The organism is Kibdelosporangium philippinense, assembly GCF_021390435.2.
GTDB lineage: Bacteria > Actinomycetota > Actinomycetes > Mycobacteriales > Pseudonocardiaceae > Kibdelosporangium > Kibdelosporangium philippinense.
This window is the reverse complement of sequence record NZ_JAJVCN010000001.1, coordinates 360,242-375,789: the sequence shown is the minus strand read 5'-3', so window position 1 is coordinate 375,789 and position 15,548 is coordinate 360,242. Positions and strand designations below refer to the sequence as shown.

At 64.1% G+C, this 15,548-nt stretch carries 12 protein-coding genes; 6 read left to right on the top strand and 6 right to left on the bottom strand.

Annotated features, from left to right (window positions below):
• Positions 1–140: 140 nt before the first annotated feature.
• Positions 141–944: an alpha/beta fold hydrolase gene (locus tag LWC34_RS01755; protein ID WP_233722637.1), complete on the top strand. Its 804-nt coding sequence runs from the start codon at positions 141–143 to the stop codon at positions 942–944.
• On the opposite strand, the gene LWC34_RS01750 is transcribed toward LWC34_RS01755, so the two are convergent.
• Positions 922–2,271, bottom strand: coding sequence for an FAD-dependent oxidoreductase (locus tag LWC34_RS01750; protein ID WP_233722636.1), 1,350 nt, complete (start codon positions 2,269–2,271; stop codon positions 922–924). The genes LWC34_RS01755 and LWC34_RS01750 overlap by 23 nt on opposite strands.
• 75 nt (positions 2,272–2,346) lie before the next feature.
• Between LWC34_RS01750 and LWC34_RS01745 the strand changes: the two genes are divergently transcribed.
• Positions 2,347–3,261: an AraC family transcriptional regulator gene (locus LWC34_RS01745; protein WP_233722635.1), complete on the top strand. Its 915-nt coding sequence runs from the start codon at positions 2,347–2,349 to the stop codon at positions 3,259–3,261.
• Here LWC34_RS01745 and LWC34_RS01740 read toward each other — a convergent pair.
• Entirely contained in the window at positions 3,226–3,672 is a 447-nt protein-coding gene (locus LWC34_RS01740) for a hypothetical protein (RefSeq protein ID WP_233722634.1), read from the bottom strand. The genes LWC34_RS01745 and LWC34_RS01740 overlap by 36 nt on opposite strands.
• 110 nt (positions 3,673–3,782) lie before the next feature.
• On the opposite strand from LWC34_RS01740, the gene LWC34_RS01735 reads away from it, so the two are divergent.
• The gene (locus LWC34_RS01735; protein WP_233722633.1) at positions 3,783–4,499 is read left to right on the top strand and encodes a MerR family transcriptional regulator; all 717 of its coding nucleotides are present in this window, start codon (positions 3,783–3,785) and stop codon (positions 4,497–4,499) included.
• Positions 4,496–5,056, top strand: coding sequence for a hypothetical protein (locus LWC34_RS01730; RefSeq protein ID WP_233722632.1), 561 nt, complete (start codon positions 4,496–4,498; stop codon positions 5,054–5,056). Before LWC34_RS01735 ends, LWC34_RS01730 begins: the two co-directional genes overlap by 4 nt.
• On the opposite strand, the gene LWC34_RS01725 is transcribed toward LWC34_RS01730, so the two are convergent.
• The gene (locus LWC34_RS01725; protein ID WP_233722631.1) at positions 5,027–5,521 is read right to left on the bottom strand and encodes a DinB family protein; all 495 of its coding nucleotides are present in this window, start codon (positions 5,519–5,521) and stop codon (positions 5,027–5,029) included. The genes LWC34_RS01730 and LWC34_RS01725 overlap by 30 nt on opposite strands.
• Positions 5,522–5,530: 9 nt before the next feature.
• Positions 5,531–6,688: a glycoside hydrolase family 64 protein gene (locus tag LWC34_RS01720; protein WP_233722630.1), complete on the bottom strand. Its 1,158-nt coding sequence runs from the start codon at positions 6,686–6,688 to the stop codon at positions 5,531–5,533.
• Positions 6,689–7,227: 539 nt separating this feature from the next.
• Between LWC34_RS01720 and LWC34_RS01715 the strand changes: the two genes are divergently transcribed.
• The gene (locus LWC34_RS01715) at positions 7,228–9,510 is read left to right on the top strand and encodes a tetratricopeptide repeat protein (protein ID WP_233722629.1); all 2,283 of its coding nucleotides are present in this window, start codon (positions 7,228–7,230) and stop codon (positions 9,508–9,510) included.
• Positions 9,511–9,643: 133 nt separating this feature from the next.
• The gene (locus LWC34_RS01710; RefSeq protein WP_233722628.1) at positions 9,644–12,751 is read left to right on the top strand and encodes an AfsR/SARP family transcriptional regulator; all 3,108 of its coding nucleotides are present in this window, start codon (positions 9,644–9,646) and stop codon (positions 12,749–12,751) included.
• A gap of 31 nt (positions 12,752–12,782) precedes the next feature.
• Here the strand turns inward: LWC34_RS01710 and LWC34_RS01705 are convergent, their stop codons facing one another.
• Together LWC34_RS01705 and LWC34_RS01700 are read right to left on the bottom strand one after the other, a co-directional pair.
• On the bottom strand, positions 12,783–13,244 hold the full coding sequence (locus tag LWC34_RS01705; protein WP_233722627.1) for a hypothetical protein: 462 nt from the start codon (positions 13,242–13,244) through the stop codon (positions 12,783–12,785).
• Between the two features lie 632 nt (positions 13,245–13,876).
• The gene (locus tag LWC34_RS01700; RefSeq protein WP_233722626.1) at positions 13,877–15,448 is read right to left on the bottom strand and encodes an ATP-binding protein; all 1,572 of its coding nucleotides are present in this window, start codon (positions 15,446–15,448) and stop codon (positions 13,877–13,879) included.
• Positions 15,449–15,548: the final 100 nt, after the last annotated feature.

Sequence of the window (15,548 nt, the reverse complement as noted above, 5' to 3'; positions counted from 1 at the left end):
GATGTTTGTGGCGACACGACAAGGAAGCCGTGGTAGCGATGGCGATGGCCAGCCTCGACCGATGTTCGCTCACTTGACCTCGGTACCCCCTACCCGTATGTTGCTCATATACCGGTACGGGGTATATACGGGAGGAACCGATGTCCGATGACCGTTACTTCACCCGAGACGGCGCCACAATCGCCTACGAGTACACCGGCACCGGCACACCCCTCGGCTACGCGCACGGAGTCTTCCTGAGCCGGGATGCCGTGCGCCGCATGGAATTATTCGACTTCGACACGTTGTCGGCCGGCCGCAGCCTGCTGACCTTCGATCAACGCGGCCACGGCCAATCGACCGGACGTCCGCTGACAACCGACTACACCTTCGCCAACGTCGCACTGGACCTGCTCGGCGTGCTGGACGCAGCCGGAATCGACGAGCCAATCGACTTCGCTGGATCGTCGTTGGGCGCGGCGATGGCGCTGCACGCCGCGGTGATCGAACCGGAACGCTTCCGCAGTCTCGTGCTGATTATCCCGCCGGTGGCCTGGGAAGACGGTCCGAAACAGGCGCGACAGTGGTACTCCGACACCGCCGATGAGATCGAACGGATGGGTGGACCGGCGTGGCGTAAAGCATGGGCGGACGCCGATCCGCTGCCGATCTTCGCGGATTACCCCAAGTTCGATCTGACGCCCGAAGTGCCCGACGACCTACTGCCGTCGGTATTGCGGGGAATCGGTCAGTCCGACCTGCCACCGCAAGAGCTCATTGCGGAACTCCGCATGCCGACGTTGATCACGACGTGGGAAACCGATCCCCTGCACCCGGTCGACACCGCACAACGACTGCACAAGCTGATCCCGGGATCGCAGCTGCACGTGGCGTCATCGGTGCCAGAGATCCAGACATGGACCGCACGCACTGCGGAATTCCTCAGTCTTCCCGGACGATCGTGAACAACACCTCGTTGAACGCCTCGGTCGAACTCGGGTGCGTGTAAACCGCATCCCGCAATTGGCTCGCCGGTACGCCGTTGCGCATCGCCAGCGCGACCGTGTTGATCAGTTCCTGCGCGTCCACACTCAGCAACGCCGCGCCCAAGACCTCGTCAGTGTCCGCGTCCAGCACGAACTTCATCACGCCGCGCGTCTCCTCGACGACATAGGCCCGAGGCATCGCGACAATCTCGGCCACGGGCTGTCTGGCGATCTTCAGCCGATACCCGGCAGCACGGGCTTCCCGCTCGGTCAGGCCGACGGTCGCGAGCGGCGGCGTCATGAAGAGCGTATGCGGGATCGCGACCCGGTCGGCCGTCGACCGTTTGCCATCACCGAGGAGTTGGTCGAGCACGATTCGACTGTCGTCCAAGGAGATGTACGTGAACTGCGGACCGCCGTTCACATCGCCGAGCGCGAAAATATGCGGCTGGCTCGTGCGAAGGTACTCGTCTACCACAACAGCACCGCGTTCGGTGACGCGAACCCCTGCCGCTTCAAGGCCAAGGCCTTCCGTCGCCGGGACACGTCCGGCCGCTGCCAGAATCGCGTCGGCTTCGGTCGTGAACTCCTGACCGTCCTTTTCGTACACAACGGTCGCGTCGCGGATCTCCCGCACCGATGCGCCAGCGATGATGTCGATACCTTCGCCGACCAGGATCGACTCGGCCACAGCGGCGATGTCGTCGTCCTCGTGCCGCAGGATCCTCGGCTGGCTCTCGAACATGGTCACCTGTGCGCCGAACTGACGGTAGATCGAGGCGAACTCGATGCCGAGGTAGCCACCGCCGACGATCGCCAGCCGCTTCGGCAGGCTGGGTTCGTGAATGAGCTCCGTGCTGGTCACGGTGTACTTGCTGGCAGCAAGGCCAGGAATATCCGGTATGACCGGTGTGGAACCGGTGTTGATCAGGATGTGTTCCGCGGTGATCGGGACTCCGCCGACCGTGACCGTGTGGGCGTCGACAAACCTTGCCTTGCCGGTGATCACAGTGACCGTGTCGGCGTTGTTGAGGGCGTCGTAGTTGCCTGCCCGGAATGTGCTCGTCAACGCCTGGACCTCGCCGACCGCGTGCTCGTACCATTCCGGCGCCGAGTCGAGCGGCCGACGGTTGCGCGAATGGTGCACGAGGGCTTTCGTCGGGACACAGCCGACGTTCGGGCATGTGCCGCCGTACATCTGGTCGGACTGTTCGACCAGCACGACCCGCCTGCGGCGGCGCCCCAACGCCGCTGCCGCCGTCTTGCCGCCCTTGCCGAATCCGATCACGAGCACGTCAGTGTCCATGATCAGACATCTCAGTCGGCTACAATTGAGCCGACAAGGCTATTCCATCTCACTTTTCAACCCGAGCGTCTCACTATGGATACAGTCAGCCGCCTCATCGGCCTCGCTCGTCTCGCGGCGAGCGTGGACAAGCGCTGCCTGCTCGGCCGCACGACCGTGATGGACGTTCCCGACGCTGGCGACGGCGAAGCATGGTTCCACGTCCTGCTCGATGGCGAGTGCACTGTGGACCTGCCAAGCGGTCAGCTTGCCCTCAAAGCGGGCGAGGCGCTTGTGGTGCCGAACGGTGAGCGGCATCGGGTCCGCACCAACGGACCTGGCCGTCTACATGGGACGGTCGAGACGGCAGGCGAGTCGTACGACACTATCCGCAGCAGCCACACCGAAGACGATGTCATCGATCTGTTCTGTGGTCGCTACACCTATGGTTCCGGTGCTGGCGCGATCCTGTTCCGCACCTTGCCGGATCCACTGCACGTGAATCTGTCCACTTCCGACTCCGTGGCGATGCTGACCACGATCATGCGCAGGGAAGCCAGGGAATCCGGAGCGGGCACCGCGGTCATTCTCGGCGCGCTGTCCAGCGCACTGCTGGCGATGATGCTGCGCCAGTCGGACCATTCTGTTCCACTGTGGACGGCAGTGGACGATCCGCGAATCCGCACGGCGATCGACGAAGTCGTGACGGCACCGGGCGAAGACTGGCCGATCGCCCGGCTCTCGGAGACCGCTTCGATGTCCCGTGCGACCTTCATCCGGCATTTCACCCGCACCACCGGAATGACGGTCGGTGCGTTTCTCACGCATGTGCGCCTGATGACGGCGGCGGAACTGCTCAGCACCACTGACCTCACGGTGGCCACTGTAGCCGGACGGGTCGGATACAAGTCCGAGTCCGCGTTCAGCCGGGCCTTCCGCGAATCAACCGGCCAGACACCAGCGAAGTTCCGGCGGTCAACCGGATCGCACGTCGTCGAGCCACATCTGTAGCGCGACACGGCATTCACGCAATGTTCGAGCGTGCTCGCCGAGGCCCGAATGCGAGTGGCCGTGCCGAGGCGCGTTGGGGCTCCAGAACTTGGAAAACGCGAGCTTGAGGCAATCCTCGACCGTGGTCGCGTGGTAGAGCAACAACTCCGCGACGCGTTCCCGCAGTGACCCCGGTTCGCAGCCGAGATCAACGGCAGCTTGGTGCAGCCTGGCGTATTCGCTGACGATCCGGCCGCCTCGGCGCGCGACGTCCGCGGGCGGTGCACCGGCCCGGCAGCACTCGGCGATGGCTTCTTCCGCGTTCGGCTGGGCCCTGATGCCTTCGTCGACCAGATCGATCAAGGCCGCCAGCCTGCCGGCCAGCTCGGCACGTGACTCGCCTGCCCTGGCCTTCCGCCGCCAGAATCCCATGGGCACCTCCGTTGGTGCATGGACGCCCATCACACTAGTGCCTTGAGACAAAGATCAGCAGCCACAAAACCCCTTGACCTTGACGTGGCGTCAACGTTTTAACTGGACGTATGCGGATCGGGGAACTCGCCGGCATGATCGGCCTGTCGACAAGGGCGATCAGGCACTACCACCATCGTGGCCTGCTGCCCGAGCCTGATCGGCTGGCCAACGGCTACCGCGAGTACGGCCTGCGTGACGTGATCCTGCTTGCCCGCATCCGCAGGCTGACCGAGCTCGGCCTGAGCCTCGACGAGGTTCGGGGCGCCCTGTCCGACGAGCATGGCAACGATCTACGCGAAGCACTGATCGCGCTGGACAGCGACCTGGAAAAGCAGGAAGAGGTCATCCGGGCCCGCAGGGCAAGGCTGGCTGACCTGATCGCGCAGGTCGAACTGCGGCCCGACTCGACGATCTCCGTCGAACTCGCCGGCCTGCTGGCCGATCTGCCCGCACCGCACGGAGAAATCGGCACCCTGGACCGGGAATTGCTCGCATTGCTGGACATCACGCCGGGCCGGGACGAGGTCGTGGCCATGTTGCGCGCCAACCCAATCGATCCCGGGGTCAGCGCGGACCTGGCCAGGCGACTGGAAGAACTCAGCGACGCACCGGTCGACGACCCGAGAATCACGCCGCTGGCACACGAAATCGCCCGGAGCATCCCCGTCGACCTGATGCCAACGGACATCGACATGGACAACTCGTTCGCGGAGGCCGTCCTCGAGTCATTGAAGCCGGCGCAGGCCGAGATGATCAGACAGGCAATACGAAAGGGGGCGACATGAAGAAGCTGCTTGTCATGCAGTGGCACGGTTTCACGGCATTGTGGTTATGGATCAGGGGCCGTAGGCAAGGATCCGGCACGCTGATCGGCTACGCCCGCGACCAACTGCCGATGATCTTCGTACTGACCGGCATTTTCGCCGTCGAGACGGTCGTCGTCGGCATGCTGATTCCGTCGTGGTGGATCCACATCCTCGACGTGATCGCATTGCTTCAGGTGCTTGGCATCGGCGCGCTGATGGTCACCTGGCCGCACTATCTGACCGAGGAAACGTTGGTACTGCGGGAAGGATCGACGTACGAGGTCCGCGTTCCACTTGGGATTATCTCGTCGGCTCGTGTGCATCGCAAAGACCACAGTGGAAAGACGATCGAACTCGATGACGACATGTTGAGCATCGTGATCGGCAACCAAACCGATATCGTACTCGTGCTGTCGGAACCGATCGCCGTTCCCGGCGGCGAAGTGACGACGATCCGGTTCCGTGCCGACGAACCGCGCGACGCGGTCAAGTCGATCAATGACGCGCTAAGCAAGCTGACGGCGGACGTCCAATAGGTGATGGTGGACCTCGTGCACCGTATGCACGGCAACCCATTGCAACGACTTCGTTTCCGGTTCTGGATAGCTGTAAATGAGCGTCCGCTGCCAGTCAGCTTCGGCCAAACGGTTGAGAACGTTGCAGAACAGGTCCGCGGAGTCGACGAGTTGCCGGGCGACGGATTCGGGCTCCTGATCGTTGTAGCCCTCGTGCTCGGCCCGCTCGTCCCGTCCCATTGGGACGCAGACCGGAGTCTCGGTGCGACGCGCCAGCAGCACGCGTTCCCGTTGCACAAGAAGAACATCGCGGACGTGACAGGCGTACTCCAGCGGCGACCAGACGTCCGGGCTCGGCCGGTTGCGCAGGTTCGCGTCGCTTCGCAGAATCTCCACGAAGTCCGCGACACCCGCGCTGATCGTCTGCGCCGCCGCTGGGTACTCGGTCAGGTCGTACGTGAAGCCACACTCCGAGCAGTGATCCATGGCCTCAGATTAGCTCAGCGGATCAAGCGTCATCGTCGCCTGCTGCGGGTTGCCGTCGTGCACAAGGGATTCGTGCGCGCCGACATCGTCGAAGGCGAAGCCGTAAGCCTTGCCATCGACCATTTGCGCGTGGATCAACCGTGAGTAGTGGTTGGTCACGGAGTCACGGTAGAAATTGGCGTTGTTCGCGTCCGGCTGGTTCGGGTTCGTGATCAGCGTCGACCGGTTGAACCCGGCGCACAACGTCCGCGAGATCGGCCCGCGAACCAGGTCGTTCGGCGCGTCAAGGAGCTTGTAACAACCGAAAACGCTGTCAGAATCCGGTTTCTGGAACGACGTCGCCACGCCGCCGGACGCGTTGGTGAACGTCATCGTGTTGCCCGACACCCGGCCGAAGTACTTGACCTTCGGCTGGTTGGAGAACGGCGTGACGGTCAACGTCCGTGACGAATAGTGCGACCAGACGCGGTCGATGTAGTTGCTCATCACGTTGCCCGGCAACGCACCGGCAAGCACACCGTGCCCCGGCGACAAAGCACGGATTCCGTTGTTGCGGATCAGGTTTCCCCAACCCTGGGAACGCAGTCCGTTGAACACCGCCGTGTAACCGCCGGGCTTCAGGTGGCCCGTCTCGCGGACCTGCCCGCTGGCTGTACGCACGCCGACCGCGTACGGAGCCGAGAACATGTCCACCTGCGTGCTGTTGATCCAGATACCGGAGTCGTTGAGCGTGTACTCCGACCAGTTGAACAGGATGTTCACGTTGGGATCACTGGGGTTCTGCACAGCCGGCTGGACAAGACCGCCGGTGGTCAGCTTGAACACGAGCTTCTGGCCGTACGAGAAGTAGATCCGGCCGGAGAACTTCGGGATCTGGATGGTCCGTGACTGGCCGTTGGCCGGGCCCACAATGGACGCGTCCGGCGCCGGCGTCGGCGGATTGCCACCGGCTGGCCATGCGTGGAAAGTGCCGTTGGCATCGGCCCATCCTTGCCTGCCAGACGAAAGCTGCGTGCCGAGGTTGTAGATGTAGACCGGACCGCTGCGTCCCGAACTGTTCTTGATCACGAGCGGGATGGTCGCGGGCACGGCCTGTGCCGCGGGAACGGCGACCAGACCCGCCGCAACGGATGCCGCGGCCACGAAGACCGCGAGTTTTGAGCGCACCTGCTGTTCCTCCTCAGGGTGGTCCCTCGTGGAGCGTCGACGCCCTCTGCAGGGGCGGTGCATGAACACCGGGGCAGGTACTTCCAGGCGCCGACGTGCGCTTTTCCCGTCAGGACGGTGAGAGCGCTCTCACAGGAGCAGGTTCGTCAGCCGCAATGTCAATGTTTACGCGCGGGAAACGCGCCCGTCGCCGAAGATGCTCGGGGTTCGCCCACCTCCCGCTGACTGTGGCCAGCCCCGCTGGAAAGCAAGAAAACCTTCAGCAACGGTGGACACGGTCGCAAGCAACGGTGGACACGGTGTTCCGGAACGGTGGACACGATGTGCGGGAAAGGTGGACACACCGGGCCGGGCCTTGGCTGCCGAGAACTTGCCGTGGCAGGCAGATATGGGACAATCCTTCGTTAGGTCCGTGCTTGGGGGAATGACAACGTGCACATCTTCGATGAAGCCGCCACGCTCGACGAGAACGGTGGAGGGCTATCGTGAGTGCCGTGTCCACACGCTCGACCAGTCAGCACGGGCTGAGGTAACGCACAGTGGGGACCCCGACTGACACCCGGCCGGACGACAACCTCCTGCCGCGCAACCTGCCGCCTGATGTCGGTGAGTTCACCGGTCGCGACGCGGATGTGGCCGCGATCCTGCGGGTCGGTACCCAGCCATACAAGCGAACGGTCGTCGTCTCCGGCTTCGGTGGCGTCGGCAAGTCCGCGCTCGCGGTGCACGCCGCGCACAAGTTGACCGACGTCTTCCCGGACGGCCAGCTCTTCGCCGATCTGCGTGGTGCGACGGGCCGTGAGGTCGACGCGCACGAGGTCCTCGGCCGGTTCCTGCAGGCATTGGGTGTCCCCGCCCCCGCTGTCCCGGTCAGCACGGACGAGCGGATCGAGCAGTACCGGTCCCGCATCGCCGGCCGCCGGATGATCATCGTGCTGGACAACGCCCGCGGCGAGCACCAAGTGCGGCCCCTGCTGCCCGGCGATCACAGCAGCCTTGTCGTGGTCACGAGCCGGTCGAGGCTGACCGGGCTGGACAACGCCGAGTCGATCGAGCTGAACTTCCTGGCGATGGATGCGGCGATCGAGCTGCTCAGCCGCATCATCGGGCCCGAGCGGATCCAGAACCAGCGCGCCGAGGCCGAGCAGATCGTCGAACTTTGCGGCGGGCTGCCGCTCGCGGTCCGCGCGGCGGGCGCAAAGCTGCTGGCCAGGCCGCATTGGCCGCTGAAATCGCTGGTCGTACGCCTGTCCGACGAGCACAGGCGGCTGGACGAGCTGACGGTCGGCGATCTGGCGATCCGGTCGAGCCTCGGGCTGAACTACGCCGAGCTCGACGAGAAACAGCGGCGCGCGTTCCACCTTCTTTCCGTCCTCGACCTGCCGGACTTCGGGTGGTGGCCGGTTGTGCCGCTGCTGGACGTCTCCGCGCAGGAGGCCGAGGACATCGTCGAGCACCTCGTCGACCTGCGGCTGCTCGAAGTCGCGGGCGTCGACGCGATCGGCCGGGTCCGGTACCGCCTGCACGACCTGGTGCAACTGTTCGGTGCGGAGCAGCACGAGTCCGGCGTCGGCATGCCCGCCGCGGTCACCCGCACGATGAACACGTGGATGCTGCTGATCAACGAGAGCAGCCGCGACATGCCGCGCGTGACCGTGGCTCTGCGCCCGCCGACATTGCCCGACATCACGGTCGCCCCCGAGTTGATCGAGGACGTCCGCACCGATCCCGAAGAATGGCTGAAGTCGGAGTCCGCGGCGGTCGTGCGCATGGTCGAACGTGCCTACGAGCTGCGGATCAACTACAACACGATCGTCTCCCTGGCGTCGGTGCTGACAACACCGTTCTCGGCACGCAACGAGTTCGACGCGTGGCAACGCACTCAAGAGGTCGCGCTCGAAGTGACCAGCGCGGTTGGCGACCAGAACGCCGAAGCGGTCGTCCTCGCCGGGCTCGGCCAGTTGCACGCGGAGAAAGACGACTTCGCCACGGCGCTTGAGCACTTCCGTAAGGCCGCCAAGCTCGCCGCGATCATCGGCGACGACGCAACGCTCGCGGCGTCGTTGGTTGGCATGGGAACAGTCCACCGCGAGTTCGCCGTCACGGGCGCTGCCGTCATAGACCTGACCGTCGCGGCTGCCCTCGGCGAGGAGATCAACCACCTCGGCGTGGTCGCGGTCGCGAACTACGGTCTTGGCGCGATCAGCCGTGACAAGGGCGACATCGCCGCGGCGACCGCCCAGTTCCAGCGCTGCATCGAGGTGTATCAGAAGGCAGGTGACCAACGAGGCGCCGCGTTGTCGTTGCGCGGCCTAAGCCTCTGCCACCGTGCCGTCGGTGAGTACGCGCCAGCCGCGGAGTTGGCCACGCAGGCGGCGACCATCCTCGAAGGACTCGGCGACGACCTCGGCGCCGCGTACGCGCGTCAGTCGTGGGCGAAGGCCGCGCTGCGTATGGGCAATCACGTCGAAACCGCCGAAGTGCTGGACGCGTGCTTGGAAACGTGCACGAGCAGGCACGACCGGTTCGGGATGGCGCTGATGACCCGGACTCTCGGCGAGCTGCACCTGGCGTCCGGCAATCTGGCTGCCGCGAAGAACACGCTGACCTCGGCGCTGGACCAGTGGGCCGCGTTGGATCTGCCGCTCTGGCAGGCGCGGACCCTGCGAGACCTCGCAGCCGCGACCGTCACCGGTGACCCGGCCGCCGCACAAGAACAGTGGGCGCGTGCACGGCACCTGATCGACGGGACCGAAGCGCGCGAGTTGGCCGAACTGGCAGCGACGACTCCAGCGGACTGGCTGGCTGCCGTAACCACCTGAGAATGAGCGGTGCTGAACTGATCACGGTTTCAGCCTGGCAACAGCACGGCATCGTGATCGCCCGTTAGCATCCGAATGCAGGAACACGCTGTGTGGTGAATGGTTTTCCGGGTCAAGGACGATATTGGGGAAGATGACCGACCTTCGGTATGGGGTACTGGGTCCACTTGAGGTCGTCCGCGACGGCAAACGCGTCGCGATCAACGGCCCCAAACTGCGCGTCCTGCTGGCGACACTGCTACTACAAGCCAACGCCACGGTCTCGATGGACCAGCTCGGCGAGCGGATGTGGGGCGAACGCCCGCCATCGACCGCGCGCAAGAGCGTCCAGCTGTACGTGATGCGCCTGCGCCGGGCCATCGGCGACGACTCGGTGATCGAAACCCGCCCGGACGGCTACTTGCTCAACGCCGACGCCGACCAAGTCGATCTCCTGCGGTTCCGGCGATTGACGATCGACGCCAGGGAAGCCGCCCGAACCGGTGACCTGCTCGAAGAGCTGAACAAGCTGAACGACGCGCTGGCGTGCTGGCGCGGCCCGGCGCTGAGCGACGTGCCATCCGAGTCGTTGCAGCGTGAGGCCGTAGCCGAGCTGGCCGAGGACAAGCTGCGCACCGAGGAACGGCGGATCCAGGTACACCTTGACCTCGGCAGACACCGTGAGGTGATCAGCGAGCTCGTCCAGCTGACCAAGGACCACCCTTGGCAGGAGCAGTTCTGGGTCCAGCTGATCCAGGCCCTGCACCGTTCGGACCGGCTCGCGGACGCGCTGGACACGTACCGAACGGTGCACCGGAAGTTTCGTGACGAACTGGGCATCGACCCGGGTCCACAGATGCAGCAAGTGCACAGCACGCTCCTGGCCGAACGCCCGGACCTCAGCGGTGAAGTGCTGCCGATGATGGCCGCGCCGATCAACCAACTGCCAGCGGCGCTGCGTGACTTCGTGGGTCGCGAGGAACTCGTCCAGACGCTCAGCGCAATGCGCGGCCCGATCACTGTGGTGTCCGGCCCGCCCGGTGTCGGCAAGACGGCGTTCACGCTGCACGTCGCGCACAGGCTGCGGGACCATTTCCCGGATGGCCAGTTGTACGTGAACCTGCAGGGCTACGCCTCCGACCCGCCATTGGTTCCGGCGACGGTGTTGAACCGGTTCCTGCGAACGCTCGGTGTGGCGCGCGAGGAGATCCCGGCCGATCTGGAAGGCCAGGCGGCGCTGTTCCGCAGTGTGTTGACGGGTAAGCAGATGCTGGTCGTGCTTGACAACGCTGTCGACGCCGAACAGGTGCGGCCGTTGTTGCCCGCTGAGGCTGGCTGTCGCGTGTTGATCACGAGCCGCAGCGACTTGCGTGGCCTCGCGGTGAATCCAGGCGCCGACCATCTGCGGCTGAACGTGCTGACCGCGCCGGAATCGCAAGCGGTACTGACCGAGCTGATCGGCGAGGAACGTGCCGAGGCAGAGCCGGATGCGTTGGCGGAGTTGACAAACGCGTGCGCACACCTGCCGCTGGCGTTGCGGATCGCGGGTGCGAACCTCGCGGCCAACCCACACCGCCTGATCGCGGACTACGTCGCGGAAATGAAGCAATCAGGGCGCCTTGCCGAACTCGCGATCGACGGCGACGAGACATCGGCCGTCCGAGTGGCGTTCGACAATTCCTATTTGCGACTAAGGGAAAGCGACCAGAAACTGTTCCGGTTGCTCGGATCCGCACCGGGCCCGGACGTCAGCGTGGGCGCGGCGGCCGCGCTGGCCGGGGATTCGCTCGGCGAAACAAACCGTGCGCTCGACCGTCTGACCGCGGCGGCCTTGATGTACCGGGAATTCGGTGGCCGGTACCACTTCCACGACCTGATCCGTGAATACGCCATTTCCCAAGACACACCAACGGATTCGATCACCGCGTTGACGCGGCTCGCGGACTATTACCTGCACACCGCGAATGCCGCCGCACGCCTGTTGTATCCGGCAACGCCCCGGCTGCCGCTGCCCGTATCGCGCGTCGCCGCGGTATCGCTCACCGACGCTTCCGCTTTGCGATGGTTGGACGAAGAACGCCACAACTTGGTCGCTGTCGTGACATGGGCCGCGACTCATCCCGTACTTCGGCCTTACGCATGGCGCCTTGTCGATGTGTTGCGAGGGTATCTGCAGGCGCGCGGGTATGACCGGGAAGCGCTCACAGGCTTCGAAGCCGCCTTGCGTGCCGCGGAGGACGCGGGCGAACCGGCCGCGCAAATCTCGATCCTGGACGTCCTCGGCCTGATGTCGTACAACCTCGCGGACTATCAGGAAGCGATCGACTATCACAACCGAGCGCTCGCGGTCGCCGCGCAAATCAACGACCTCGACGCCGCCGCGCAGGCACTGCACAATCTCGGCCGGATCCATATGCAGCAAGGACAACCGAAGCTGGCGGAGGACTATCATCGCCAGGCGTTGGAAGCCGCGCGTAAGACCGGAAACCTGGCCACTGAGATCCTCGCCCTGAACTACATCGGCATCGCGCAGACATCCGCGGGCCAACCTGCCAAGGCGTTGGGTTGGCACGAGCAATCGTTGGCGCTGAGCCATTCGAGCGGAAACCGTACGGCGGCTTTCCGCGCAACCAACGGACTCGGGATCGCATACTGGAACCTAGGCGAACTAGACAAAGCGGTGGCACTGCAGCAAGAAGTGCTGAACTACTGCCACGAAATCGGCGAACGCTTCGGCGAACTAATCACGCTGGTCTGCCTAGCCGAAATCCAATGCGACCTGGAAAACTACGAAACAGCACTGAGCCACGCCCACAAAGCCATAGCCTTAAGCACAAAGCTGAGCGAGCGCCGAAGTGAAGCAGGCGCACGAGAAATAATCGCGACCGTCCACAGCAGAAACAACGAGTTCCACCGCGCGATCACCGGATATACTGAAGCATTGAGGCTGTGCAGGCAAATCGGCTTCCGCTACGGCGAAATGTCTGTCCTCATCGGACTAGCTGCGGCACATCGAGGGCTCGGCGACGCCGAGTTGGCACTGACGTACAGCGAACAGGCGTTGACCAAGTTGCGCGCAGGCGGCCAGTTGCTGCTTGAGGCCAAAGCATTGACAGAGCTGGCGTACGCCCACCTCGCCCTTGACCGCCGAGAGGCAGCGAAGCTGTACATCAGCAACGCCATCAGCCTGGCCCGAGAACGCCACCAGCGACTGGACGAGAAACGCGCGCTGTACATGCAATCACTCCTCGGTGAGGATTAGATCGCAGCTACCTAATCGAGGATCGGAAACCTTAGAAGAGGCTGGCCCGCTCGTCGATAAACCGAGTTGGGGTGCCGAGGAAGACGTTCGTATCGTGGTTGCCGTATGCGAGGTTGAGCGTGTCCAGGCGATACCACCAGTTGTTTATGGAAAAATGCAGGAACCGGTAGTTGATCTGCCAACGGATCCATTCGCCAGGCGCGATCCGGACGGCTGGGTGGCGGCGGCGGCGATGGGGCATACCCCACTTGTCGTCGATCAGGTGGATGCGCAGGCGACCGGAATCCTCCTCGGTGAGCGTGAGCTCATCCTTGGACAACTCGACGGCGTGCCACTGTGGCTTGTAGTCGTTCCATTCGGCCATCCGTACTTCATGGATGCCTGCGCTTGGCATGGGGAAGGTCACCGGGGCCGCGTTTCGGCGTGTAGCGGCTTCAGCTCCTCGGGACTTCTTGGTCCACGCGGTCCGCACCCAGAGCGCTGTGACGTTCACACGTTCATGAAAGCAGGTCGCGCCAGCGAATTATCGCTTCAGCTCTCGATGGTTCTGGGGCTTCCAGCCTGGTTGGCACCCGGTTCGGCTTCGGCTTCCAGCCTGGTTGCTTGGCTTTGTTCCTGTTCCAGCGTTTCGGTGGTCACCGCGGCTCGATTCGACATGGGAACCCCTCGCGGCAATGCCACCGACTTAAGCATTCTGGCTGGTCGCAACCGGCGCAGGGTCGATTGCCGGTGGCGTTGGTGTCCACAATGGACGATTAATCGTCACATCAGTCTCACTTACCCCGCACGTCACTCCTGTTAACCAGGTTGGTGCCGTGAAGGTCACCTTCGCGGCGTCCAACGCGCCAAAGGTTCCCCTCACGGACCATGCCGGGCCTACATGAAGGCCACTGTGGACAGTCCCGTCCATCGGTGGCGCGGGTACGCCGTGCTCGCGGGCCCGGCCACTCGCGTTCCGCACCTCTCAAGATCAACCTCGCACCCCACGCCCGCAGGCCACCTCTGAAGTGCGAAAACTCTCTCAAGTCAATGGCATTGCCCCTCACGGCGGGCCACAGGCGACCACGCTGGAACAGGAACAAAGCCACAGCAACCACGCTGGAAGAAAAGACGGCGAAGCAAAACCTATCCGCGAAGAGCCGAGAAGACCACCGGATGTGGGAACCGAAAAAGATGCCCAGCCTCCACAAGGAACCCGAAGTCAACGGCTTCCTCAACAGGACCGACAAGAGAAGTTACGGGAACACCCATAGCCGACGCGACCGCACCAAGGTCAAAGCTCTCCCCAACCAAAGCCCCCTGCCGAAGCAACACCTGAGCCTCATCAGACAGAAACCCCAACCACCGCCGAACAACATCCTGCACAGCCGAAGAACGCTGAATGGCGTCAGTGGCCTCAACTCCATCCCCCGCCGCACCGGAATCCTGGATGGCACTGACAACCTCGAGCACAAACCCAGGATTCCCGGCCGTCACCTGCGCAACCGACGAACTCCCGGCACACCCGACCAAGGCGACAACGTCCGAAGCGGACAAGCCAGAGAGCCGAAGAACGTCGCCCCCACCTGGACCGACGCCAGCGCGAAGCCGATCAACCTCGGTCCTCCGGGGAAGCGGCCGACAAGCCCCAACCACAAGCAGCGCCTCGCTCTGGGCCTGCTTGCTCAACCGGTGCCAAGCCAGCAACCCGGCTTCGTCCAAATCCTGCAAGTCGTCAACCACAACCACCGCGGGCCCGCTAACCCCAGCCGCCTCCGAAGGCGACCCCCACACCACGGGAACCCCGGCATCCGCAAAAGCCTCTGCCAGCAGCGCGGATTTCCCCACCCCCGGCCCGCCCTCAACCCACACCGTCCCGCCAACCCCACGGTCCAAAGCCGCCAATCGCCCCCGCAAAACCGACAGCTCCCGCGAACGCCCCACGAACACGGCAGGCCGCGCGGGAGCAGAAGAAGCTCGACGTTCACCGGCGATCTCGGAATACAAGCGCCGAAGAGCCGCCCCCGGCTCGATCCCCAAGGTGTCCACGAGGCGCTGCTGAATGTCCGTAAACACAGCTACAGCTTCTGAGGAACGCCCAAATCGCACCAAAGCCGACATCAACAGTCCAGTCAACGACTCCCGGAGCGGATACGCCCTGACCAACCGCTGCAGCTCGGACACGGCCGACGGGTCCGAAGCCGCGATCAAGGTTTCCGCACGCAGCTCCAAAGCCGCCAGCCGCAACTCCCCCAACCTCTGCCTCTGAACCACAGCAAAGGGTGAGTCGATCCCACCCAACGCCTCCCCGTCCCACAAAGCCAACGCCGCATCCAACGCTTCCCGGGTCCCTGCGACATCCCGGCGGTTCCAAGCCGCCTGAGCCGTCTCCCGCAGGTCGTCGAATGTATGAACGTCCAGCTCTCCGGGCCCGAGCCGCAACGAATAACCCGAACGCTCCGAGACCAGGACCTGGTTGGAACGCCCAAGGGCCAACCGCAACCGGGAGATGTAGCTGTAGAGACTGTTCGCCGCTCCCGCGGGCACGTCGTCTCCCCAGACCCCGTCCATCAGGGCTTCTCGGGACACCATCTGATTCGCACGCATGGCCAGGACCGCGAAGACCGCCCGTTGCCTTCCTGGCCCGAGGTCTATTTCCGTCTCACCGCGCCTGGCGGTGACCACACCCAGCAACCGGACGCGCAGGGATTGTGACACCCGGGGATCGTACTGGGTGCTTCCGGGCAAGTTTTGCCCGACAAAGTGCTCCTAACCAGGCTTTCCCCTGGTGGTCAAGCGAGCGTTCGGCAAACATTGA